Source organism: Bacillus timonensis (assembly GCF_004799755.1).
GTDB lineage: Bacteria > Bacillota > Bacilli > Bacillales > Bacillaceae_L > Ferdinandcohnia > Ferdinandcohnia timonensis_A.
Map to the genome: position 1 here is coordinate 186,616 of NZ_SLUB01000002.1, position 22,918 is coordinate 209,533.

Annotated in this window: 25 protein-coding genes; 18 read left to right on the plus strand and 7 right to left on the minus strand. The window is 36.9% G+C overall.

The window, feature by feature from the left end:
• Window positions 1-2 precede the first annotated feature (2 nt).
• The 3 genes from E1I69_RS02220 to E1I69_RS02230 form a co-directional block, all read right to left on the minus strand.
• A complete protein-coding gene (locus tag E1I69_RS02220; RefSeq protein ID WP_136378002.1) occupies window positions 3-1,655 on the minus strand; it encodes a b(o/a)3-type cytochrome-c oxidase subunit 1 in 1,653 nt (550 codons plus the stop codon).
• Window positions 1,655-2,125, minus strand: a complete 471-nt coding sequence (locus E1I69_RS02225) for a cytochrome c oxidase subunit II (protein WP_136378035.1) — start codon at window positions 2,123-2,125, stop codon at window positions 1,655-1,657. The genes E1I69_RS02220 and E1I69_RS02225 overlap by 1 nt, the downstream gene beginning before the upstream one ends.
• A gap of 109 nt (window positions 2,126-2,234) precedes the next feature.
• Window positions 2,235-2,390 carry a cytochrome c oxidase subunit 2A gene (locus tag E1I69_RS02230; protein ID WP_136378003.1) on the minus strand — a complete coding sequence of 52 codons (156 nt, stop codon included), beginning with the start codon at window positions 2,388-2,390 and terminating at the stop codon, window positions 2,235-2,237.
• Between the two features lie 558 nt (window positions 2,391-2,948).
• On the opposite strand from E1I69_RS02230, the gene E1I69_RS02235 reads away from it, so the two are divergent.
• The 6 genes from E1I69_RS02235 to E1I69_RS02265 all read left to right on the plus strand — a co-directional run bounded on the left by E1I69_RS02235 (window position 2,949) and on the right by E1I69_RS02265 (window position 11,373).
• Window positions 2,949-4,028 (plus strand): PRK06851 family protein, encoded by a 1,080-nt coding sequence (locus E1I69_RS02235; RefSeq protein WP_136378004.1) that lies wholly within the window; start codon window positions 2,949-2,951, stop codon window positions 4,026-4,028.
• Window positions 4,029-4,237: 209 nt separating this feature from the next.
• Complete coding sequence (locus E1I69_RS02240; RefSeq protein ID WP_136378005.1) at window positions 4,238-5,326, plus strand: type III polyketide synthase; 1,089 nt, start codon at window positions 4,238-4,240, stop codon at window positions 5,324-5,326.
• A 1-nt stretch (window position 5,327) separates the two neighbouring features.
• Complete coding sequence (locus E1I69_RS02245) at window positions 5,328-5,900, plus strand: isoprenylcysteine carboxyl methyltransferase family protein (RefSeq protein ID WP_136378006.1); 573 nt, start codon at window positions 5,328-5,330, stop codon at window positions 5,898-5,900.
• A 324-nt stretch (window positions 5,901-6,224) separates the two neighbouring features.
• Window positions 6,225-9,905, plus strand: a complete 3,681-nt coding sequence (locus tag E1I69_RS02250; protein WP_161974827.1) for a dynamin family protein — start codon at window positions 6,225-6,227, stop codon at window positions 9,903-9,905.
• Between the two features lie 194 nt (window positions 9,906-10,099).
• Window positions 10,100-10,357 carry a DUF2533 family protein gene (locus tag E1I69_RS02260; RefSeq protein ID WP_136378009.1) on the plus strand — a complete coding sequence of 86 codons (258 nt, stop codon included), beginning with the start codon at window positions 10,100-10,102 and terminating at the stop codon, window positions 10,355-10,357.
• A 152-nt stretch (window positions 10,358-10,509) separates the two neighbouring features.
• Window positions 10,510-11,373, plus strand: coding sequence for a 5'-3' exonuclease (locus tag E1I69_RS02265; RefSeq protein WP_136378010.1), 864 nt, complete (start codon window positions 10,510-10,512; stop codon window positions 11,371-11,373).
• 129 nt (window positions 11,374-11,502) lie between these two features.
• On the opposite strand, the gene sspL is transcribed toward E1I69_RS02265, so the two are convergent.
• Window positions 11,503-11,640, minus strand: coding sequence for a small, acid-soluble spore protein L (gene sspL / locus E1I69_RS02270; RefSeq protein ID WP_116352296.1), 138 nt, complete (start codon window positions 11,638-11,640; stop codon window positions 11,503-11,505).
• Window positions 11,641-11,739: 99 nt separating this feature from the next.
• Here sspL and E1I69_RS02275 point away from each other — a divergent pair, with 99 nt between their 5' ends.
• Window positions 11,740-12,201: a divergent PAP2 family protein gene (locus tag E1I69_RS02275; RefSeq protein WP_136378011.1), complete on the plus strand. Its 462-nt coding sequence runs from the start codon at window positions 11,740-11,742 to the stop codon at window positions 12,199-12,201.
• 65 nt (window positions 12,202-12,266) lie between these two features.
• A complete protein-coding gene (locus E1I69_RS02280) occupies window positions 12,267-12,545 on the plus strand; it encodes a DUF6123 family protein (RefSeq protein WP_136378012.1) in 279 nt (92 codons plus the stop codon).
• Window positions 12,546-12,556: 11 nt separating this feature from the next.
• Here the strand turns inward: E1I69_RS02280 and E1I69_RS02285 are convergent, their stop codons facing one another.
• Together E1I69_RS02285 and E1I69_RS02290 are read right to left on the minus strand one after the other, a co-directional pair.
• Entirely contained in the window at window positions 12,557-12,970 is a 414-nt protein-coding gene (locus tag E1I69_RS02285) for a reverse transcriptase-like protein (protein ID WP_136378013.1), read from the minus strand.
• Between the two features lie 98 nt (window positions 12,971-13,068).
• Window positions 13,069-13,752: a queuosine precursor transporter gene (locus E1I69_RS02290; protein ID WP_136378014.1), complete on the minus strand. Its 684-nt coding sequence runs from the start codon at window positions 13,750-13,752 to the stop codon at window positions 13,069-13,071.
• A 186-nt stretch (window positions 13,753-13,938) separates the two neighbouring features.
• Here E1I69_RS02290 and E1I69_RS02295 point away from each other — a divergent pair, with 186 nt between their 5' ends.
• Together E1I69_RS02295 and E1I69_RS02300 are read left to right on the plus strand one after the other, a co-directional pair.
• Entirely contained in the window at window positions 13,939-14,598 is a 660-nt protein-coding gene (locus tag E1I69_RS02295; RefSeq protein WP_136378015.1) for a ribonuclease H family protein, read from the plus strand.
• 109 nt (window positions 14,599-14,707) lie between these two features.
• Window positions 14,708-14,884, plus strand: a complete 177-nt coding sequence (locus E1I69_RS02300) for a zinc-finger domain-containing protein (RefSeq protein WP_136378016.1) — start codon at window positions 14,708-14,710, stop codon at window positions 14,882-14,884.
• Window positions 14,885-14,977: 93 nt separating this feature from the next.
• Here the strand turns inward: E1I69_RS02300 and cspD are convergent, their stop codons facing one another.
• Window positions 14,978-15,178: a cold-shock protein CspD gene (gene cspD / locus E1I69_RS02305; protein WP_010283969.1), complete on the minus strand. Its 201-nt coding sequence runs from the start codon at window positions 15,176-15,178 to the stop codon at window positions 14,978-14,980.
• A 303-nt stretch (window positions 15,179-15,481) separates the two neighbouring features.
• Here cspD and E1I69_RS02310 point away from each other — a divergent pair, with 303 nt between their 5' ends.
• The 8 genes from E1I69_RS02310 to E1I69_RS02345 form a co-directional block, all read left to right on the plus strand.
• Window positions 15,482-16,432, plus strand: a complete 951-nt coding sequence (locus E1I69_RS02310) for an HD-GYP domain-containing protein (protein WP_136378017.1) — start codon at window positions 15,482-15,484, stop codon at window positions 16,430-16,432.
• 15 nt (window positions 16,433-16,447) lie between these two features.
• A complete protein-coding gene (locus E1I69_RS02315; RefSeq protein WP_136378018.1) occupies window positions 16,448-16,729 on the plus strand; it encodes a hypothetical protein in 282 nt (93 codons plus the stop codon).
• Window positions 16,730-16,852: 123 nt separating this feature from the next.
• Window positions 16,853-19,033: a DNA topoisomerase III gene (locus tag E1I69_RS02320; RefSeq protein WP_136378019.1), complete on the plus strand. Its 2,181-nt coding sequence runs from the start codon at window positions 16,853-16,855 to the stop codon at window positions 19,031-19,033.
• Between the two features lie 122 nt (window positions 19,034-19,155).
• Window positions 19,156-19,767 carry a TetR/AcrR family transcriptional regulator gene (locus E1I69_RS02325; protein WP_136378020.1) on the plus strand — a complete coding sequence of 204 codons (612 nt, stop codon included), beginning with the start codon at window positions 19,156-19,158 and terminating at the stop codon, window positions 19,765-19,767.
• Between the two features lie 68 nt (window positions 19,768-19,835).
• Window positions 19,836-20,198 carry an SCP2 sterol-binding domain-containing protein gene (locus E1I69_RS02330; protein ID WP_136378021.1) on the plus strand — a complete coding sequence of 121 codons (363 nt, stop codon included), beginning with the start codon at window positions 19,836-19,838 and terminating at the stop codon, window positions 20,196-20,198.
• A 49-nt stretch (window positions 20,199-20,247) separates the two neighbouring features.
• Window positions 20,248-21,309, plus strand: coding sequence for an SDR family oxidoreductase (locus E1I69_RS02335; protein WP_136378022.1), 1,062 nt, complete (start codon window positions 20,248-20,250; stop codon window positions 21,307-21,309).
• A 70-nt stretch (window positions 21,310-21,379) separates the two neighbouring features.
• Window positions 21,380-22,060, plus strand: coding sequence for a class I SAM-dependent methyltransferase (locus tag E1I69_RS02340; RefSeq protein WP_136378023.1), 681 nt, complete (start codon window positions 21,380-21,382; stop codon window positions 22,058-22,060).
• A gap of 332 nt (window positions 22,061-22,392) precedes the next feature.
• Window positions 22,393-22,918 (plus strand): transposase (locus tag E1I69_RS02345; protein WP_136378024.1); only part of this gene is annotated, 526 nt, incomplete at its 3' end.

A 22,918-nucleotide genomic window follows, 5' to 3' on the forward strand; every position in this document is an offset into this window, starting at 1 on the left:
ACCTATAGTAAATGTTTGAAAGACTTAGCTCCAGGTGGTGCATTTTGAATCATATCAACAAATGGAATGGTATAAGCGATTAAAATTAATACGGCCAATACACCAACCCAAAGTTTCCAGTTTTCTAGAATCATTGGTGTTTTTTCTGCTTCTTCGGCCACTTCACCTACAGGGAATTCTGTTTCACCTTTTGGTGCAAAGAAGGCTAAATTAACAAAAATAACAAGAACTAGGATGATTCCAATAAAGAGAATAGAGCCACCAATAGCTTGTGCAATTTGATAAGGAATCCATTCTGCTGCTTGTGCAGAGCCTCCATAAGTTGAGAAAGCAGAACGTCTAGGAGCTCCTAGTAATCCAGCAAAGTGCATAGATGTTGACATAAATGCCATACCAATTGTCCAGACAATTGTTTGGATAATCGCGAGTTTATTCATTGCCTTTGTCATCACACGTCCAGTTAAGTGTGGAATGAGCCAGTAGGCGATTCCAAAGAATGTTAACAGAACGGTTGTTGCAACGGTCAAGTGGAAGTGTCCTGTTACCCAGATAGTATTATGAATGACTTGGTTCAACTGGTGACTTGCATTGATAATACCGCCAGCACCGGCAGGGATAAAGATTAACATACCCATGAATGGGGCGAAGAAACGAGCATCTCCCCAAGGAAGCTTTCTAAACCAACCGAACAAACCTGTTGCACCCTTTGATCTTCCATACATTTCGAATGAAGCAAACATAGAGAATGCAGTCATTAATGACGGAATAACAACCATGAATGTTAAAACAACTTGTAAGTATTTCCAGTTTGGATCAATACCTGGTTCTGTCAACTGATGGTGGAATCCAACTGGTATAGAGAATAGTAAGAACAAAATAAATGATAATCTTGCAAGTGCATCAGAGAAAATTTTTCCGCCAATTACTTTTGGAATCACAACGTACCACGCCATATAAGCTGGTAATAACCAGAAGTATACAAGTGGGTGACCAAAATACCAGAATAATGTTCTACTAATTAGAACATCGATTGTATCAACCCAACCAAATGACCATGGAATAAATTGAATAAGAACGGTTGCTGCTACTCCAAGTGTTGCAACTAACCAAAGAATCATTGTCATTACTGACATATAGCTAAGTAATGGGGTGACTTTACCAGGATTTGCTTTTTTCCATTTACCAAAGTGAGCAAACATGGCAAACCCACTAATCCAGCTACCAACAACCACTAGCGCTAGTCCAATATAGAAGACAGGGTGTGCTTGTAATGGAGCATAGAAAGTATAAAGAACCGAAGCTTCACCCAAAAGGATGGTAGTTGCTGTTGAGGCAGTACCGATTGTCATCACCCAAAATCCAATCCAAGCTGTAAGACGGACTTTTGGAGAAAGTGTACCAGCTGTTTTGCTCAAACTTGCAAATAAGAAACCGATCGCAAAAAAAGTTGTAAGTACGAGTGCTAATAAAACTCCGTGAACGGTTAATAATTGATAATAGCCAATACCTGCAGGTAATGTAAATTTACCTGAACGAACAAGTGTCTGAAGTAATCCAGCAGTACCACCAAGAAATAAAGCAATAAAGGCTACGTAAAAGTGTGCCATTGCTAGCTTGGCATCTTTTTTGTCTACCTTGACATTTGAATTTAACATTATTCGGTCACCTCAACTTTTGCAGTCATTAAGTGGTGCCCAGCTCCACAATATTCATTACATAACACTAAAAATTCGCCTGTTTTAGAAAATGTTTGTGTATAGCTGCTCACATATCCTGGCTCAACCATCATATTGACGTTAGTGCCCGCAATTGAAAAACCGTGAACAACATCTTTTGTTGCTACATTAATTGTTACTACTGCATCTTTTGGAATTTGGATCGTGTTAGGTGTGTAAGCAAATCCTTCAGCAACAAGGTTTAATTCATATTTATTTCCTTCAATATGAACAAGTCCTGGATTATCAAACGGTGCAGTTTCAGCAACCTTTTCAGGATCAATTGTTTTAATGCTGCTTGCTGGCTGATGCCCCATTGCGAACGCTCCAACTCCAACAACTCCTAGGAATACAAAAAGGATTCCAATACCAAAAATGAGCCATATTTTTTCATATTTATGCAAATGCATGGCTTCTTCCCCTTTCAAATTTTCACATTCTTTTTCTATATGTTTTTTCATAAAATAGTACAAGCCACTCTTATGAAGACTTGCCTCGATTTCCTAGCGGGAAGTATATCTACACCCGATCTAAGAACAAGAAATAGACACCTAACCAAGATAAAATTAAGAAAAGTCCAAGTAATAAAACAGATGCTAATGTTCCTTTTAAAGAAGTTTTTTCATCTTCAATTTTTGTTTTTTGGTTTGTCTTAGTAAGCTGTGTCTTTGCCATTCATCACGACCCCCTTCAAGCGTTTATGAAACTTTTTACATTTTCATCATACAAAACAATTTGTTAAAATCTAGCCGATTTTGAGCTTTTCACAAATTGTTCATTCCTAATCTAATCACTATATTAATAGTGAAAACCTAGTAAAACAGTGATTTTTATCACATTAGGTTAGAAAAATATTTGAATAATTTGTGACAAAACGAATAACAGTCTTGGAAACGTAAACATAGTCTATATGAAAAAGGATGTGTGTAAATGATTAGATACTATTGTTCAAGATGCCATTCACTTTTACTAAATAACAAAGAAAGATGTTATAAATGTGGAAATAGTGTAATTACGCAAATCAATATTAATGTACAGAAAAACGATCAGAAGTCCTCTTAATCACTATTTTTGAATAGTGATTTTTTTACGTCACAATCAAATCGGTATTATATTGCTAAACCAACTTCTTTAGTGACATAGTGAAAAATTTTTAGATTTGTAATCACATAGATTGCACCTGTGCCATAGTCTAAAGATAGGCGAATGACTACAAGGAGGTAAGTAGTTTATATGGCAAAAATAAAAAATTATTATGCAGGTACCAATTCAAGTGTAGGTTTTTACTCGTTGTATGATGAAGCATTAAAGGGGTTGGAAACTCTTTATATTTTAAAAGGGGGACCAGGTACAGGTAAGTCTACCTTCATGCGTAAAATCGGTCTTGTATTCATGGATAAAGGCTATGATCTCGAATACTTACACTGTTCTTCAGACAATCACTCGATAGACGGAATTGTGATTCCAGAACGAAAATTAGGATTTGTGGACGGGACAGCACCACATGTTATTGAGCCTAGATACCCTGGAGTTGTTGAGAAGGTAATAGACCTTGGGATGTATCGAAATGATGAATACTTAATGCAATATAAGAATGAAATTATCGAACTAACAGATGATATCTCGAAGAACTTTGAAAATGCTTATAAAACTTTTGCAGAAGCAAAGAAAGTTCATTTAAAGCGTGAGGATATTTATGTCTCTTCCATGAGCTTTAAGAAGGCGGATGCAGTTCTCCAAAATTTAATGGATACGATTTTTAGCAAGCCATTTGAAGCAGAAGATAACCCTACAATTCGGAGGCGCTTTTTTGGTGCAGCAACACCAAAGGGTGCGGTGAATTTTATCGATAATATTACCGAAGAATATGAAAAACGTTATATTATTAAAGGAAGACCGGGAAGCGGCAAGTCAACATTGATGAAAAAGGTGGGAAAGCACGCCGAACAACATGGTCTATCAGTGGAATATTTCCATTGTGCTTTTGATCCGAAAAGCATTGATATGATTATTATCCCACAACTAAGTGTGTCAATTGTTGATGGTACAGCTCCCCATGTAGTCGACCCATTCCGGGAGCAAGATGAAGTTGTAGATATGTTTGCATTATGCATGGATCCAAAAATTGAAAACACGTTTAAAAAGGAAATTGAAGAGTTAAACCTTGAATATAAAAATAAGATGACAATCGGCACAAACTTTTTAAGTGAAGCAAAACGACTTCACGATAAGCTTGAGGAATACTACAAAGCGGCAATGGACTTTGACGCAATTGATAAAAAACGTGAGGAACTCATCACGACATTATTATAGCTTGAAGAGTATTTGGAAACCAAAATTTTACTAGTGAATGTTTGAAAAATTTGAGTTATACTATTAATGCACAACAACAAAACAACTCCTTTGAAACGTGAGCTTTCCCGGGAATGGGAAGGCTTTTTTTATGTTTTTTTGGTATTGCATACTTATTCTAAAAATGGAAAAAGTAACCTTTAGAGACCTTCAGAGAAAGGGTGCTTCCCATGCCTAAAGTGATTTCGATTGGTATATGCAATCCACCAAATAAAGTCAATCAAATGAAAACAACAGCATTTATTAAAGACCTCTTTTATGAACATTTTCCAGATATTGATCGGCTCATAAAGGTATTTGCTAATAGTGAAATTGAAGAAAGATATTTCAGTGAATCATTGGAATGGTATGGAAAGGAACATAGCTTTGAGGATAAAAATAATACATATATTGAAAAGGCGATTACATATGGTACAGAAGCTATTCATACTTGTTTAAGGAATCAACAAATGCTTGCGGAAAAGATAAATCCTGAAGAGATTGATGCCATTTTTTTTATTTCGAGTTCTGGAATCTCAACCCCGAGTATTGAAGCGAGAATCATGAACAAGATGGAATTCCAGCCACATATTAAGCGAATTCCGATTTGGGGGCTTGGGTGTGCTGGAGGAGCATCTGGCTTAGCGAGGGCATTTGATTATTGTAAAGCATATCCGAAAGCAAAAGTCCTTGTCCTCGCAGTCGAGCTTTGTAGCTTAACTTTTCAAAAAAATGATTTCACGAAAAGTAATTTAATTGGAACTTCATTATTCGCTGATGGTACGGCATGTGTTTGCATTGGTGGCGATGAAGTAGAGTATCATGCGGCAACTCCTATTTGTCCCACCTTTGTATCATCACAATCGACCTTAATGGCAGATTCAGAGGATGTGATGGGCTGGGATATTAAAAATTCAGGACTACACGTCATTTTTTCAAAAGATATTCCGAGCATAGTGAAGTCATGGTTGAAGGGAAATGTGGAAGAATTTTTACATGCCAATCAACTTACTATGAATGATATAAAGCATTTTATTGCCCATCCCGGTGGGAAGAAGGTTTTGGATGCATACGAGGCTTCCCTTGATCTTCCAAGTTCAATGACAGGAATCGCAAGAGAAGTGTTGCGCAGGCAAGGGAATATGTCCTCAGTAACAGTGCTTTATGTCTTAAAGGAGTTTATAGAGAATCAACTGGGAAAAGAAGGCGATTATGGGCTAGTAACTGCCTTAGGGCCGGGATTTAGCTCTGAATTAGTCCTGTTACAATGGAGGAAATAGGATGATATTTTGGATTTTTATTGGGCTAGTGATTGCTCAGAGACTGATTGAACTGCAAATTGCTAAACGTAATGAAAAATGGATTTTATCTCAAGGTGGGTATGAGGTTGGACACAGGCATTATAAATACATTGTCCTTATCCATGTTTTATTTTTTGTATCACTAATCACTGAAGTTGTTTATGGAGAAAAAGAAATATCGGTGTTGTATCCGATATTATTTTTCTTATTTGCGTTAACCCAACTTGGAAGAGTGTGGGCTCTTCATTCCCTAGGGATGTTTTGGAATACGAAAATTATGATTTTGCGGGGAAGTCAGGTACAGATTAAAGGTCCGTATAAATATGTCAAACACCCGAATTATATCATTGTCGCTCTTGAGTTCATTTTAATCCCTTTGTTATTTCAGGCGTATTATACCGCATTGATCTTTTCGTTGCTTAACTTTGTGATGATGTCTGTTCGCATTCCGGTTGAAGAACGGGCATTAAGTGTCCATGAGGAATATCAACAGTTTAGAAAAGAGCGTCGCCGACTACTTCTAACTGTAATGAAACCGATAAAAAAAGATTGAAAACAAAGAAAACTGTGATAAACTAATTGGTAGATGAAAATAATTATCACTATCAGTTGAAAGCTGGTGAAAAGATGCTTACATTATTTGTATCTCTAACAATTGGAATATATGGGTTTATTATGTATCACGTCTTACATCATGTGGCAAACCCAAAACAAAGTCGTCCAAAAAATCATCATTCCATTCATGCTACCAGGTGAATACCTGGTTATTTTTATGCAAAAAAATAGTTTCTTAATATTCTGCTTTGTCAAAAGCTAGGGTGTAGAGTAAAATACATATATATACACTATTATGCATCGCTCAATAAGGGGACTAGAAATGATTCAAACACATCAAATTAAACAAATGACAAAGGAAGAACTGGAAAAAAGACTTTCTTCCCTATATGATATTTTCAAAAAAAATAAGGACAAAGAAAGTAGTTCGAAAATCATCCACTTACTAAAAAAACTATATAACACTGAATATATGATTGGTTTTTCTGGTCATTTCTCGGCAGGTAAATCAAGCATGATTAACGAACTCATTGGGGAGAGTTTGTTACCATCAAGCCCAATTCCAACAAGTGCAAACCTTGTAAAAGTAAAACAAGGACGTGAATATGCACGCGTCTATTATCGTAATGGTAAAATCATTGAATACCCGCAACCCTACGATTATGACGTTATCAAGTCATATGCGAAAGACGGGGAAGCAATTGAATCGATTGAAATCAGTCATGCCAACATGAAATTGCCAGAGCAAGTAATCATTATGGATACGCCAGGGATTGATTCAACCGATGATGCCCATCGCGTATCAACAGAATCAGCTTTACATTTAGCAGATATCCTCTTTTACGTGATGGACTATAATCATGTCCTTTCCGAGCTGAATTTTCAATTTACAAAGGAATTAACGGATCGGAATAAGACGGTTTACTTAATCGTAAACCAAGTCGATAAACATAAAGAATCTGAATTACCTTTTGCGTCCTTTAAACAAGGCGTAGAAGAGGCATTCCAAAACTGGAATGTGGCATACTCAAACATTTTTTACACTACATTGAAGGAGCCAGATCATGAGCATAATCAGTTCAAACAAGTTCAGCAGCTTCTTCATGAAAAAATCGCTAATAAAGACCAGCTTCTATTAGAAGGTATTTTTCATTCGGCAAGACAAATTATTCTTGAGCATATTGCATTTTTAGATGATCAAAATGCATTGGAACTTGAAGCTACAAAAGAAAAGCTTCGTTCATTATCAGCTGCCGAGAGGGAAACAATTCCAGTTCGAATGGAAGAATTGAACAATCGTTTAGAAAGGTTTGCGAAAGAACGCGAAAAAATTGAAACAGAGTTTATGGAAGAAATCGAAACCATCTTATCCAATGCGATTCTTATGCCGTTCCAAACGCGTGATCTTGCCAAGCGCTTTGTTGAATCTGTTCAACCGGACTTTAAAGTGGGGTTATTATTTTCCAAAAATAAAACGGAAAAAGAACGTGAGGAGCGTTTACAAGCTTTCTTTCTTGATGTGAAAGAGAAAATGTCCACTCAGTTAGAATGGCATTTGAAGGACTTTGTTGGGAGATTTGTGGAAGGTTTACGTCTAGCGAAACAACCAACCGGAAACGAGCTTGCAACGGAGTTGATTCCAGATGAGTTGAAAAAATTAATTAAACCAGGTGCTGGTGTAACAGGGGAGTATATCCTTACCTATACAGATGATGTTGGAAATTATATTAAAAGAAAATATAAGCAAAAAGCGGTGGCATTATTTCAAGATATTCTTGAACAACTGAAGGCTGGTACTGCTAAGGATGAAACCAATTTAAAAACTGAGTTACAACAATATGAGGTATACTCAGAGGCGTACTCGACATTAAAGAGATTTGAAGAGAAACGTGCAGAAGTCCGTATGAAGCTTGACGACATCTTGGACGGGAAATCTAAAATCAATAGTGTCGAATCAATTGAAAACTTACTTTTACAATTTACTGAGCATGTGGAGATTTCCTCTACTGAAGAAATCCTTCATGAGCTAATGAAGCAGAAGGAAGATATTTCTCAAGTTGAAAATAAACCAGACCAAAAGCAAAAAGAAAAGAAGGGTTCGTCAGACCAGGCGATTCTTCATTTAGAAAAAGCACATGAACTAATCAAGCCGATCACCGGTCTCTCGGTACTTGCGAGGGATATTGAGGAAAAGGCATATCGTTTAAAGCATAAACATTTTACCGTTGCATTATTTGGTGCGTTTAGTGCTGGGAAGTCGTCATTTGCTAATGCATTAATGGGAAAACACGCGCTTCCTGTTTCGCCAAATCCAACGACAGCAACCATTAATAAAATTTCATTCCCAACCGAAGAACATAAGCACGGGACTGTACTTGTTAAGATTAAATCAACAAAGCAATTAGTAGATGATATCAACCATTCTTTACACATTTTTGGTGAACAAGCGGGTACTCTTGAAGCAAGCCTAAACATCATTAACTCAAAAATTAGCAACATCGAGAAAATTGGTGCGAAGGAAAAACCGCATTTTTCATTCTTAAAAGCGGTAGTTGCTGGGTTTGAAAGTATTTCTGCTCATTTAGACCAAACATTAACAACTGACATGGATGGTTTTAATGAATATGTAGCAAAGGAAGAAAAGGCTTGTTTCGTGGAATGGATTGAGCTCTATTATGATTGTCCATTAACACAGCAGGGCATTACATTAGTTGATACACCAGGGGCTGATTCGATTAACGCTCGTCACACTGGGGTCGCATTTGAATATATCAAAAATGCGGATGCAATTCTATTTGTGACGTATTATAATCATGCTTTCTCTAAAGCAGATCGTGAATTTTTAATTCAGCTTGGTCGTGTCAAAGACACCTTCAGCATGGATAAAATGTTCTTTGTCATAAATGCTGCGGATTTAGCAAATACCGTTGATGAATTAGAAGATGTAAAAGAGTATGTGGGGTCACAGCTCATTAGTTATGGCATTCGTTTTCCGCGACTTTATACGGTATCAAGTCGAGCTGCTTTACTTGAGAAACGAAATGAAGTCAGTGATAAGGATCTCGGTATTCTTCAAACATCAGGCATTGAACAATTTGAAACGGACTTTCATTCATTTGTTATTGATGAACTAACAGAGGTTGCTGTGAATGAGGGATATGTTGATATTCAGCGTGCTACAGCCATTATTAATTCGTATATACAGTCTGCGAAGGAAGATAAGGATATTAAGCGCTCTAAGTTAGAGAAAGCGAAAGAGCAGCATGCTAAAATGAAGTCTGTTGTTACAAGTATAGATCACAACACTGCATTTGGAGTTGTCGAGCAGGAGATTAAGGAACTGACCTTTTATATAAAGCAGAGAGTTTTTCTTCGTGTTTCGGATATGTTTAAGGAAGCCTTCAATCCGTCATCGCTTAGAGAGGATGGACGTGATTTAAAAAATGCCCTACAATCTTGTTTAGTGGAATTTTTGGAATCGGTAGGCTTTGATTTGGCACAGGAGATGCGTGCAACTTCATTGAGAATTGAAACCTTTATTTCAAAGCGTCTTCATGGGCAGCTTGGTAGTTTTAATGAACAAATAAAATCAATCAATCCAAACATGAGTATTTCGGAGTCCGTTAAATTAGATTTTGAAACGATTGAATTTGAAAATGGTCTTGCAAATGAAGAACTTTCCCGTTATAAAAGGGCACTTGGGTTGTTTAAAAATCCAAAAGCATTTTTTGAGAAAAATGAGAAAAAGCAAATGCAGGATGAACTTGAAGTATTGTTGGATACACCTGTAAGTGCTTATCTTGAGGTAAATAATGATAATCTGATTGCTTTTTACAACCGAGAGTTTAATAAAGGGCTACAAGTTCTTCAAAATAATGCATTAAAGGAAATTAACGAGTATTTTGATGGTGTCACAAAGATCTTATCAGAAGATATTGATATCGACAGCTTAGAACAAGTCCATGAAACATTAAAAATCTATTGTACAGAACATATGGGGTGATCGATTTTGACTGAATCAAAATCAAAGTACCATGCATGTGCAACCTGTATGAATTTCGCTGCTGAACGAAAAAATGGTATAATGACTTACAGATGTGTACGCTTAGGCTATGAGACTAAACCAAAATATCAATTTAATTGCTGGGAACCTAAGCCCCATATTTTAAAGCTAATGGAAACATCGGAGGAGAAAAAATGACAAACGTCCATGAAGCAATCACAAAACATTCAAATGCACAGCACAATATCGTGAAAACATTCGTTACTCTTGAACAAAAAAGAGAACTGTTTATTGACGAGGCGGTTGCTTTAGCAAAGCAAAACAAGGAATTTACCGTAGATAAGATCAATCAAGTGACGATTGAAATGAATAAGCTTGCTCAAAAAGGAATCGTCCCATTACGTAAGCGTGTAACAGTCGATATGGTGAAGGAATATGCGTTCCGAAAATAATACATGCATCTTAATACTAACCAGATAAATAAGTATGAGTCCTCTTTTATAGAGGGCTTTTTCTTTGTTTGGAAGGAAGATACAAACAATAGCATGGTGAAAATATGGTATAATTTCTTTTATGAGGAATTTGTAATAGGGAGGATATGCTGATGAAAAATCAGATTATGTTAATAGATGGAATGGCATTATTGTTTCGCTCTTTTTATGCTACAGCAATGAGTGGTTATTTTATGGTAAATAGTAAAGGGATACCAACAAATGGCATTCACGGCTTCGTAAAGCATATGATGACAGCAGTCAATACGTACAAGCCTTCGCATGTGATTTGTTGCTGGGATATGGGCAGCTCTACATTCCGAACAGAAATGTATAACGATTATAAAGGAAATCGTGGTGCACCACCTGAAGAGTTGATCCCGCAATTTGATCTTGTAAAAGATGTTGTTGAATCATTTGACATCCCGAATGTGGGGCTGTCCGGTTATGAGGCCGACGATTGCATCGGAACGCTTGCTAGACAATATAGCCAGGATTCTGAAGTGATCATTCTGACAGGTGACCAAGATATTCTGCAACTACTGGATGACAATATTATGGTTCTTATTATGAAAAAGGGAATCGGAAATTACGCGGAATACACAAGTGAAAGCTTTTTAGAGGAAAAAGGTATTCGCCCACAGCAAATGGTAGATCTTAAAGCTTTAATGGGCGATACAAGTGATAATTATCCGGGTGTTCGAGGAATCGGTGAGAAAACGGCATTGAAACTCCTTCAGCAATTTGAAACCATTGAAGGTATTCTTGAAAATGTGGAGAATTTAACAAAAGGTCAAAAGACAAAGATTAAAGAAGATTTGGACATGCTTCACTTATCTCGAAAATTAGCGAGAATTCATTGTGAAGTTCCCATTAACTGCTCACTTGAAGATGCATTGATCCGAATTGACCGTGAAAAAGTTTATGAAAAGTTTACCGAGCTTGAATTTAAGGGCTTGGATCAATTTATAAGTTAAGGGTACTCGTGTGAGTGCTCTTTTTTTGAATCAAAAGAAATTCAGATGCTTTTACAAAATACCGTCACTAGCAATATTTTTCCAAAACAAGGACGCCCCGCAATTCACCACAGGGCACCCCAGCAACCATTATATCTTTGTATTCTTTTTCTTTGCTCTGTTTTCTAGCTCGCTTTTCGGTTCCATAGAGAATTCTGTATCCTCATTATAACCTTGTGGATTCACGCCTTTTGGAGCTTTCCCGCGGTTGTTTGCTTTTTTCGCCATGACATGTCACCTCCATTTCGTATTATTTCCATCCTATTTTGGATTATGTCTTGTATAGAAAGAGGTGAGAACTAGGAAACTAACTATGAGGTGAGAAGCGTGAATAAAGGAATCTTGACCGCATTACTTACAATTGGACTGGCTCAATTTCTAAAAATACCAATTAAAAAAGTGAAAACGAATAAATGGGATTGGGGTACATTTTTTGAAACAGGTGGCATGCCAAGCTCTCACTCTGCAGGTGTATCGTCATTAGCTACCTTTATTGCGTTGAAAAGAGGAATTCCAACCATTGATTTTGCTTTATCCACGGTCTTTGGGTTAATCGTGATGTATGATGCCCAAGGAATTCGTCGTCAATCCGGTGAACTAACCATAAAAGTGAACGAACTAGATGAAGAACTGGAACGACTAGCAGGCCAAAAGGACCATCATTACCATGACCAAAAGGAAGAAAAGTTAAAGGAAAGACTTGGTCATCAGCCAGAAGAAGTAATTGGTGGTGCTCTTTTTGGAATGATTACAGGAACAATAGCCCATTTTTTAACAAAAAAGTCGTAGAATTTCGACAAAAAATGCGGTACTATTAGGGTAGATTCTGTATTTTTTGTTGGGGATGGGGACAATTGTTTAAATTAGAAAATCGTGTAAAAGAATATCTGCAGTTTTTAGCCCAAAAAGGTTTTATACTCGGCGAAGACGCAGTTGGTTTTATTACATTTGGACAGCATTATACGGCAGCAACCGATGAAATTGTGAATGTGGCAATCGAAATTACATTAAAAGCTCAGAAGGAATTTGACGGAAGCTTTTTCATTTCTTTATTAGAAATGTTAAAGGAAAATCAAATTCAAAATCGAAAACAAGCCTATCAATTCGTGAAAGAACGCAATATTATGTCATAAAACCCTTGGAGCTAGTATGTCCAAGGGTTTCTTTCATGTTCGTTTTTTCTAATACCCTGTCTCGCTAACTCATCAGCCACTTTATTTTGTGCACTAGGGATCCATTTTAGAAAAAAGAGATCTAATTCTTTTGATAATTGCAATGCTTTTTCGAGCAAGGGTAGAAATTTTTTATTTTTCACATATTCTTTTTCGATTGCACGGTCAACAAGTTGGGAATCTGTACGAAAAGAAACAACCCTGTAGTCATTTTGAATACAAATTTCCAGCCCCTTAAGTAGAGCGTAATATTCAGCTTCGTGGTTTGTCATAATACCAAGTGGAATCGAATGCTTTTCAACAATACCATTTCCTTTAATAAAAATGCCGGCGCCAGATGGACCAGGGTCTCCAGCACTTGCACCATCGATATACACTTCAATCATATAATGCCTCCGTATAAATGAATAAGTAAATTTTATCACTAAAAAGACTCAAAAGAAATTGAAAAAGGATGCCTCTTCAGACATCCTTATTGTATCAATTATGCGTTTTTATTTTTATGGAATGTACGAGCGATATAGATAAAAGGTGTATCTATTAAGGCTACTAACCATTTAATAAAGTAAGTCGTTACAAAAATTTGGATCCACACATCGAATGGATACACACCAATAAACGCAATACTTGTGAAAATTAATGTATCAAGTAGCTGACTAATCATCGTACTTCCATTATTTCGAATCCAAAGTTGGTTGTCCTTTGGAAACCGAGCTTTAATTTTTGAGTAAATCATAACATCAGAATATTGGCTAATAAGAAATGCAAGTAGACTTCCCAATGCAATCCGAGGAAGCAGTCCAAAAATGGTTTCCAAAGATCCTTGTGCAAAATCCACTTCATGCGGATCAAAAGCAAGCACAAATTGCATGATGATTGTCATTGCAATCAGTGTAAAAAATCCAAGCCACACACCTTTTTTTGCTTCTTCTTTACCGTATTTTTCATTTAAAATATCGGTAATCAAGAAGCTTGTTCCATACATAATATTACCGAGAGTGGCTGTTAGTCCAAATAATTCAACCGTTTTAACAACCTGCAGATTGGCTGCGACCGTTGAAAAACCAATCCAGACAAATAACCCGGGTTTTCCAAAAAGCCGGTAAATCGCCAGGACTAAAATAAAATTGACAATCGCAAAAATAAACCAAAGTACTTCATTATACATAGTATTCCTCCTATAGTTTTGATAACGCGGGAGTTCACGAACCGCGAAAGGGAGCGTTAAATTGTCAAAGTTTAATTATAGTACGATGTGAATGATAGTGGAAGTACCTTGGTGAATGGAAAAAGTGTATAATGAGTAAAAAATTAGGAAAAATGAAGATACGTTCCATTAGAGAGGATGTGCGTGATGAAACTTAAGCTGGAATGGACATATAAAACGCCAAAGAATCAAGTCATCACCTTGATGTCTGATGAGGTTACTGCTGAAGATGCTTTACGAATAGCAGAAGACTTTGAGCGAACAGGACGTACGAAGGATCTTGTCTTTTATGATGAGCGACAAACAAAGTGGACAAAAAAAGAACTCATTAAACTGATAAAAGAAATTGAAACTGAACCTCAGGATATTGTGGCTTATTTCGATGGGGGATATGATATACAATCAGGTAAGGCCGGTTTAGGCGTTGCAATTTATTATACGCAAAATAAAAAAACTTATCGTGTCAGAGTCAATGAAATGTTTGAAGAGATGGAATCAAATAATGAGGCAGAATATGCCGCATTTTGGTTGATGCTTAATACCTTGGAGGAATTAGGCGTACACCACACCACAGTGACGTTTAAAGGGGATTCCCAAGTAGTGTTAAACCAGCTTTCCGGTGATTGGCCATGCTTTGAAGAAAACCTGAATAGATGGCTGGATCGAATCGAGGAGAAAATTCGAAAAATGGGGATTCAGGCTAAGTACCATCCAATTGGACGTAAGCAAAATACAGAAGCAGATCGACTAGCTACCCAAGCATTAGAAGGGACAGTGGTTTCTAGTAAATTTGAAATAAAAGGGTAAGTAATTAAGCCTACCCATCATACTCTTAAAATAAGTAAAAAACTGATGGGTAATGATGACTATACCTATGAAGATACGTGAAACTGATTAAAGTAGGAGTTGAATGTAAATGAACCGGAAGGAACTTATTCTGGAAGTTGGTGAAATGCTTGACACATATTGCCAAGATTGTTTCGTAAGAGAATATTTTCGGAAGGAATATGGAAAACGGTATGCGCAAAATTTTTGTATTAAAAATTGTACAGTGGGTCAAAAACTGAAGGAATATGGAGAAAAATTGTCATAATTAAGTAGGGCTCTTTCACATAAAGAGCCCCAAAAAAGGCTGATAAATATCAGCCTTGGTTTCACATTCTTAAGATAAAATGTAAGAATAGAATTATAGCTTTACAACGTTAGCAGCTTGAGGTCCACGATTACCTTCAACTACTTCAAATGAAACTTCTTGACCTTCTTCTAAAGATTTGTAACCTTCACCTTGGATAGCTGTGAAGTGTACGAAAACATCGTCTCCACCTTCAACTTCGATGAAGCCAAATCCTTTTTCGTTGTTAAACCATTTTACTTTACCGTTTTGCATTATGCTTTTCCTCCTAAACCTTCGGCACAACCGTGCAACGTAAAAATTTTTTTCAGATAGCCGCCCATTTATGTATCTTAAAAATACTAAACTTCTAGCTAAATGATGCTTATAATATACAACCAAAATCGTGTTAAGTCAAGGGAATAGAGGGTTTTTTACGCATTATTGGAAAAAATTTGTGTTAAATAAGTATCCGCTTACGAAAATTACTTAATATTTTTGTATTTTCAAATAATTATTGTGGTATTTCCACTTTTTGATATAATAATAGAAACAGTCTTTATTGGGGAGTCGTACAAAATGAAGAACGATCAAACAAAAATCACTGTTATTCATCCTGCAGAATTTGATAGTATTATCAATTTAATTGACAGCGATTACAATAGTGGATTACCAAATAAACCCGTATCGATCATTACCGGAAAGCTAGAGAAAGCAATTGACCAGGTTGAAGATATTTTTTATTTTGTTAAAAAGCATACAAAGCTGCCGCTAGACGAGATTAAACAAACGGTTATCCCAATTATCCAAACCGCTTCCGAAATTCCACAATTTTTTTATTTGTTTTACCAGCTTCAATCTGCAGATGATTATACATATCGACATAATATCGGAGTAGGTGTCATTGCGACATTGATTGGTAAATGGCTTTCATTGCCTGATAAGGATTTATCAGCACTCACCATCGCAGCAACCTTGCATGACATTGGTAAAACCAAAATCCCCGCTAAAATCTTAAATAAACCTGGTAAATTAACGAAAGCTGAATATGAAATTGTGAAGAAACATACGATGTATGGCTATGAAATTTTAAAAAACACGGATGGAATTAGCCATGAAATAAGCCTAGTTGCCCTCCAGCACCATGAAAGGGAGGATGGGAAAGGATATCCTTTCGGCTTAAAGGGTTCCAAAATCAGTTATTTATCTAAAATTGTGGCAGTAGCAGATGTCTTTCATGCTATGTCATCAAATCGGGTCTATCATGATGCAACACCATTCTATCAGGTCATTAAGCAAATGAATGACGATATGTTTGGAAAGCTTGATCCGACCATTTTAGTCCCATTCTTGCAGCAAATTATGAATGCATTAATTGGTCATCATGTATTGCTAACAGATGGTCAAATAGGAAAAATAAAGTACATTAATCCATATGATTTATTAAATCCATTAGTTGAGGTATCCGAAACAATAATCGATTTATCTGTACAAAAATCAATTCAAATTGAACGCGTTTTAGCAGATTAGATGGAGGTTATTCATATGTTCAGATACAATTATAATGGTAAAGAACTCATTATCCGGTTTGTCTCACAAACAAAAAATATCAATCTTAATAAGGATGATTTGTATAATAAAATCATTTCCATTCGTGATAAAATCTTGGATGCTGACCAAGGAACCTCGTTTATTGTGGAGGATGATCAAGGCCGCTTGGCTGTAGGAACTGTACAGCAAGGGGAATTAACGGTTATATCCATCCATCATCTCGTTGAACAAACACAAGTGTATCTACAGAGAAGAGAAGCTAAAAAACCATCATGAATGGTTTTTTAGCCCATTACGTTCTACATGCTAGCTCCATATTCTCCCACAAAAACTTTATTCCACTATACATTTGAATTTTGATACAATTAAATAATTAGTACGATTGAAAAGAGGATAATTATGAAAGTGTTAATCGCGGAAAAACCAGATCAAGCGATGAAGCTTGCTGCTCCCTTTAGGAGTAAGAAATCTCAAGGGTTTATTGAGGTTGCATCCAATCCACTATTTCCAAATGGGGCTTATTTTACATGGGCAGTAGGCCATATTTGTGAGTTGTTACCCCCAGAAGATTATAATCCTGCATGGAAAAGCTGGCGCATTGAAACTCTCCCTATCATTCCAGACCAATTCGTATATCGGGTCATGAAATCAAAATCAAAGCAATTTACGATAATCAAAAATCTTCTTCACAAACCAGAAGTAACAGAAATCATTCATGCGGGTGATGCTGGTCGAGAAGGGGAATTGATTATACGAAATATTATTGAGATGGCTAAGGTGACAAAGCCATTGAAGCGTTTATGGATTTCTTCCTTAACGGAAAAGGCCGTGAAGGAAGGGTTTCAAAATCTCATGTTAGAGCAAGACACAAGAAATCTCTATTATGAAGCAAAGACCCGTGCATGCGCTGATTGGATTGTCGGCATGAATGCTTCAAGAGTCTATACTTTATTGTTAAAGCAAAAAGGAATTTCTGACGTATTTTCTGCAGGAAGAGTTCAAACACCGACATTGGCATTAATTGTAAAACGGGAAAAAGAAATCGCAAACTTTAAATCAGAACCCTTTTGGGAGGTTTTTGCGAACTTTCAAATTGATGGTAAACAATATGAAGGAAAATGGATGAAGGATAACGAGTCACGCGTTTCTTCAAAGGAAATGGCAGAGAAAATCGCGGCATTTTGTAGCAATAAGCCTGCTGAAATAGCGGAAGTGGAAATCGAAAGGAAGGAATATCAACCACCTTTATTATTTAATTTGTCGAGTCTTCAAGCAACGGCAAACAAGGCTTTTAAATTTTCGCCGAAGAAAACGTTAGATGTGGCACAAAGCCTTTATACAAAAGGAATGATTTCGTATCCGCGTTCCGATTCGAGCTATATTACAAAAGGAGAGGCTCAAACCATTCCTGATATCTTTTCAAAGCTTCAAAAACTGGAAGACTATCAAGCTTATTTTCCAACTCCAATCACATCTATTTTTAATAATTTTCGCTATGTGAATGAGAAGAAGGTAACAGATCACTATGCCATTATTCCAACGGAGCAGGTCCCAGATCCTAATAAACTATCAGGTGATGAGAAGAAAATTTATGACCTCATTGTAAAACGATTAATTGCTGCTCATTATCAGCCAGCCATTTTTAACTACACGACTGTTAAAACGTTGGTGGACAAGCGTGCTGAATTCATCACAAAGGGTAAGGTGATGGTCCAGGAAGGGTGGAGAAAAGTCCTTTTTCAAGAAGATGGAAAGGACAAAGATGTCATTCTTCCTCCACTTGAAAAAGGTGAATCTGGGGTGGTTGAAAAAAGCTACACAAAAGAGGGAAAAACTCAACCTCCAAAGCGATATACTGAAGGGCAGCTTATTACATTAATGAAAACGGCTGGTAAGCATATTGACAATGATGAATTAGAGAAGATTTTAGCCAAAACGGAGGGGCTCGGGACAGAAGCAACACGTGCCGGCATTATCACAATGCTTAAAGACCGGAACTACATAAAGGTTGAGAAGAACCAAGTATTTGCAACGGAAAAAGGCATTCTTTTAATTGATGTGATTGGAGATAAAATTCTTGCCTCTCCTGAAATGACTGCGAAATGGGAACAGCGTCTATATGAAATTGGACAAGGACAAGCATCACCAGCATCTTTTATGCTACAGACAAAAAAGCTTTCTCAAAAAATTATTGACGATGCAAAAGAACAAAGTGGAGCATGGGATTTTTCAAATGTGAACGTGGAAAATGTGAGTTCTCAAACAAGCAAGTATAAGAAAAAAGAAATCGGAACAGTGGTAGGAACCTGTAAAAAATGTGGCGGTAATGTGATTAATAAAGGCAAGTTTTATGGCTGTGCAAACTATAAAACAAATGGCTGCCAATTCACCATTTCAGGGAAGATTTTAGGAAAAACGATTTCGAACACAAATGCTGGGAAGCTTCTTTCAGGGAACAAAACAAATCTCATTAAAGGCTTTAAAAAAGACAGTAAAACCTTTGATGCATACTTGAAGTGGAATGACCAAACTCAGAAAATAGAATTTGAGTTTCCGGCAAAAGTGCCAACCGGGAACTAAGGATATTCAGTCGATGTTTTAATGTCGACTGAATATTTTTTAATTTTCTTGAAATTTTTCATGCGAACTAATAAAATAAAAGAGAAATACTGATACGTACACGTACAAGAATGGATGGATAAATGTTGTTATTTGTTACAGACATGCCCATTGAGGCAAGAGATAAACTTTTATTTGCTGGACTAATACTTTTTACCGAAGTGGGATACCAAAAAACATCTGTGCTTGAAATTGTGGAAATGGCGAGAGTTTCAAAGACAACCTTCTATCAGCATTTTAAAAGTAAAGAAGATTTAATGGTTGCGTTGTTTGAACAACTTGGCGATGAAATAACCGAGGAAGTAAAGCGTGCAATTTTACAGGAAGAAAGAATGACATACAAGGCATTTGCTGGGATTAATCGGTATATCCAAATTTGCTTTGAAAACAAAAATGTTGCTCAAATTTTACTCGTTGAATCAGTCGGTGTGTCTCGAAATGTTGAACTAGTCAGGCAACGGTCACATCAAGTATTTGCGAATATCATTCTACAGACTGTAGAAACAGAGCTCCCAGAAACTGTTTCACAAAAAGAAATGAGAATTGTTGCCCAGGCAATGGTTGGGGCGATTAATGAAGTTATTATGAAGTTCTTTTTTGAAACGAAAGAAGAGGAACTTCATTTTGAAGAAATTTCTCGTTTGCTTAACCGCATTGTTATTTCTGCATTCGTCCATTTGGGAATGCAGGAATAAGCTTTTTTGAGTAGAGGATACGAATGCGTACTCGTTTTCCAAATCGTATTTTAGAGGAGGTTTTTAGCGTGGTAAATGAAATAGTCAATTATAAGTTACCAGAATTAATGCAACAAATTGAAAGGGTCATAAACCAAAACCCCAGCCCGATTGAAGGTGTGAATGTAATTTATCAATTCAAGATTACAGGGGATGAAGAAGGGACATTCCAGCTTTATTTAGCAGATGGTAAAGCAAAAGTGTCTGAAGGCGTGGAAGGTGCTAATTGTACCCTAATTTTGTCGCTCGAAAACTTTAGAAAATTTTTAGTAGGAAAGCTAAATGGGACTTCTGCATTCATGACAGGGAAATTAAAAATAAAAGGAGATCTTGGCAAAGCTATTAAGTTAGAAGGGCTTTTACGCGAATATAATCTTAAAGAACAATTATAAGTAATTCACTTTAGTGCTGCTATAGGCTTTTTTCGAAAGGAGTGAAAATATGAAGCATATTTTAATGACAGGATTTCCGGGCTTTTTAGCGACAAGACTGCTACATGCATTGAAGCAAAAATACGAAAATGCTCATTTTGTATTGCTAGTTCATCCAAGCCAATTTGAACATGCCAATGATAGAATCAAAGATTTAGATAATGTAGAAGTGAAAATAGGGGATATCACCGAAGAAACACTTGGTTTTTCAGAGGGTGATAGAGTTCTACTTCGTGAAAAAGTAACCCATGTCTTTCATCTAGCTGCTATATATGATTTGGCAGTACCACAACCGATTGCTGAAAAAGTAAATGTCGAGGGGACTAAAAATATCAATCAGTTCGTACAATCATTACACCATTTGGAAAAATATGTATATTTTAGTACGGCATATGTATCGGGAGACCGTACAGGGTTGATTAGAGAAACTGAACTTCAAATGGGACAGAAATTTAAAAATCATTATGAAGAAACAAAATACAAGGCAGAGATAATTGTTCAGGAGCTTGAGGATGTTCCGTTTACCATTATTCGCCCGGGAATTACTGTAGGAAACTCCGAAACTGGTGAAACGTCGAAATTCGATGGACCTTATTTTATCATGCGGATTTTAGACCGGATCCGCCTTATGCCAATTCCTTACTTGGGAAAGGGAGATGTCTTATTTAATGTTGTACCGTATGACTACCTGATTAATGCTACGGTTTATTTATCAGATGCAGAAGAAGCAGTAAGGAAAACCTTTCATCTGACAGATCCGAACCCACATCAAGCACGAGATTTATACCGTATGATTTGTGAGGAATTACTTGGCAAAAAGCCAACCTGGACGATTTCTCCAAGACTAGTGGAGCTTGGTCTCTCATTGTCTTTTATGAGGAAATTCTTTGGGGTAGAGAAGGAAGCGGTCGAATATTTTAGATGTCCAACGCAGTATGACGCAAGTGGAGCGAAAAAAGTTCTTGAAAAAGGTGGATTGACTTGCCCTGATTTCAAAGATTATGTAGGAAACATCGTAACGTATTATAAGCAACATCGTCTTGATCAAGATAAAAAGATACATATTACGTAATCACAATGAGGCTGGTGTCTCATTGTTTTCCTTTGCTATAATGATGAGGAGTGTGAGGAGGGCGGATAGGATGACTGATTTTAAATGGCATGAAGAAGCAGAAAAGCAATGGGATGGTCGGGCGGATTTTTGGAGTAAACAAAGCCAAGCGATGTGGAATTCGGGGAGCCGGTCCACGATTATCCCGTTTTTCATACAATTCCTGGATACCAACGCTTTTATTTTAGATGCAGGTTGTGGTGACGGCTATGGCTCATTTTTACTAGCTGAACGCGGCTATCAGGTGGTTGGTGCAGACATTTCAGCTGAAATGATTGAAAAAGCAAATAAACGAAGCACGTCTAAAGGTCTTTCATTTGTACAGGGTGATTTAAGTGCACTTTCTTTTGAGGATGAAACCTTTTCAGGGGTAATGGCAATTAACTCTCTTGAGTGGACGGAGGATCCGCTACAGGCGATCAATGAAATAAAGCGAGTGACAAAACCAGGTGGTATCTTTTGTGCAGGACTGTTGGGCCCAACCGCAGGACCACGACAAAATTCGTATTCACGCTTGTATGGTAAAAAAGTCATTCAAAACACGATGATGCCATGGGAATTTGAGCAATTGGTTTCGGAAAATGGCTGGACGGTTGTCGATGGCCAACCGGTTTATAAAGATGCTGTAAACAAAGAGAAGATAAAGGGGTTTCCTAAGGAACTAAAACAAGCCTTATCATTTATGTGGGTGTTTATTTTAAAGAGGAATTAAGAAAGGGGCTGTCCAAAAAGTCATTGAAAAGTGACTTTTGAGGACAGCCCCTCATTTTTTATATTTATTGGGTCAACTAAAACTAGGTTGTTGATTTCCGCTGCAGGTACTCGCTTTCCGCGGGCGGTCCCGGAGCCTCCTCGTCGCAAGCTCCTGCGGGGTCTCCCCTGGCCACGCTTTGCCCGCAGGAGTCTCGTACCTTCCGCTCCAATCAACAAGGTTACAAGATTCAGTAGTCTTTACACCAAAATTTTTTAAAAAAACGCACAAAAAAATCATCCTTTTTAGTAAAATGAAGTTACCACACAACATTCCAGAAAGGATGATTTTTAATGAGCAATCAACTGATTACTAATGAAAATTATAACATGCAACCTTCCTTTTTTCCAGAGTACGAGGAGGAAAAATTAGAAGTTCAAAAAGTAGATAAGCAAGAAATTGAAAAGCAAAAAGAACCTAATCCAAGACAATTAGCACCTACATTCAAACCCTACGATAATCGACAAATTCAAATGATTTATGATATCGAATCTCTTATTCCAGAACATCACGAAGCCCGTGTAGTAGACGAAATGGTTGAAGCTATTCCTGATGAGAATCTATTTTCGTACTATGTAGGTGGTGGCAGAAGTAGTTACCATCCCAAAATGATGCTTAAAGTCATTCTTTATGGTTACTCCCAAAAAGTATATTCGTGCCGTGGAATCGAGAAATTAACAACTGAAAGTATCCCCGCCATGTGGTTATCAGCAATGCAACAACCAGATTTCCGTACAATCAATGAGTTCCGTGGGGGACGCATGAAAGACTTTATGGATGAACTCTTCGAAACTATGATTCACAAGTTAATTGAAGAGA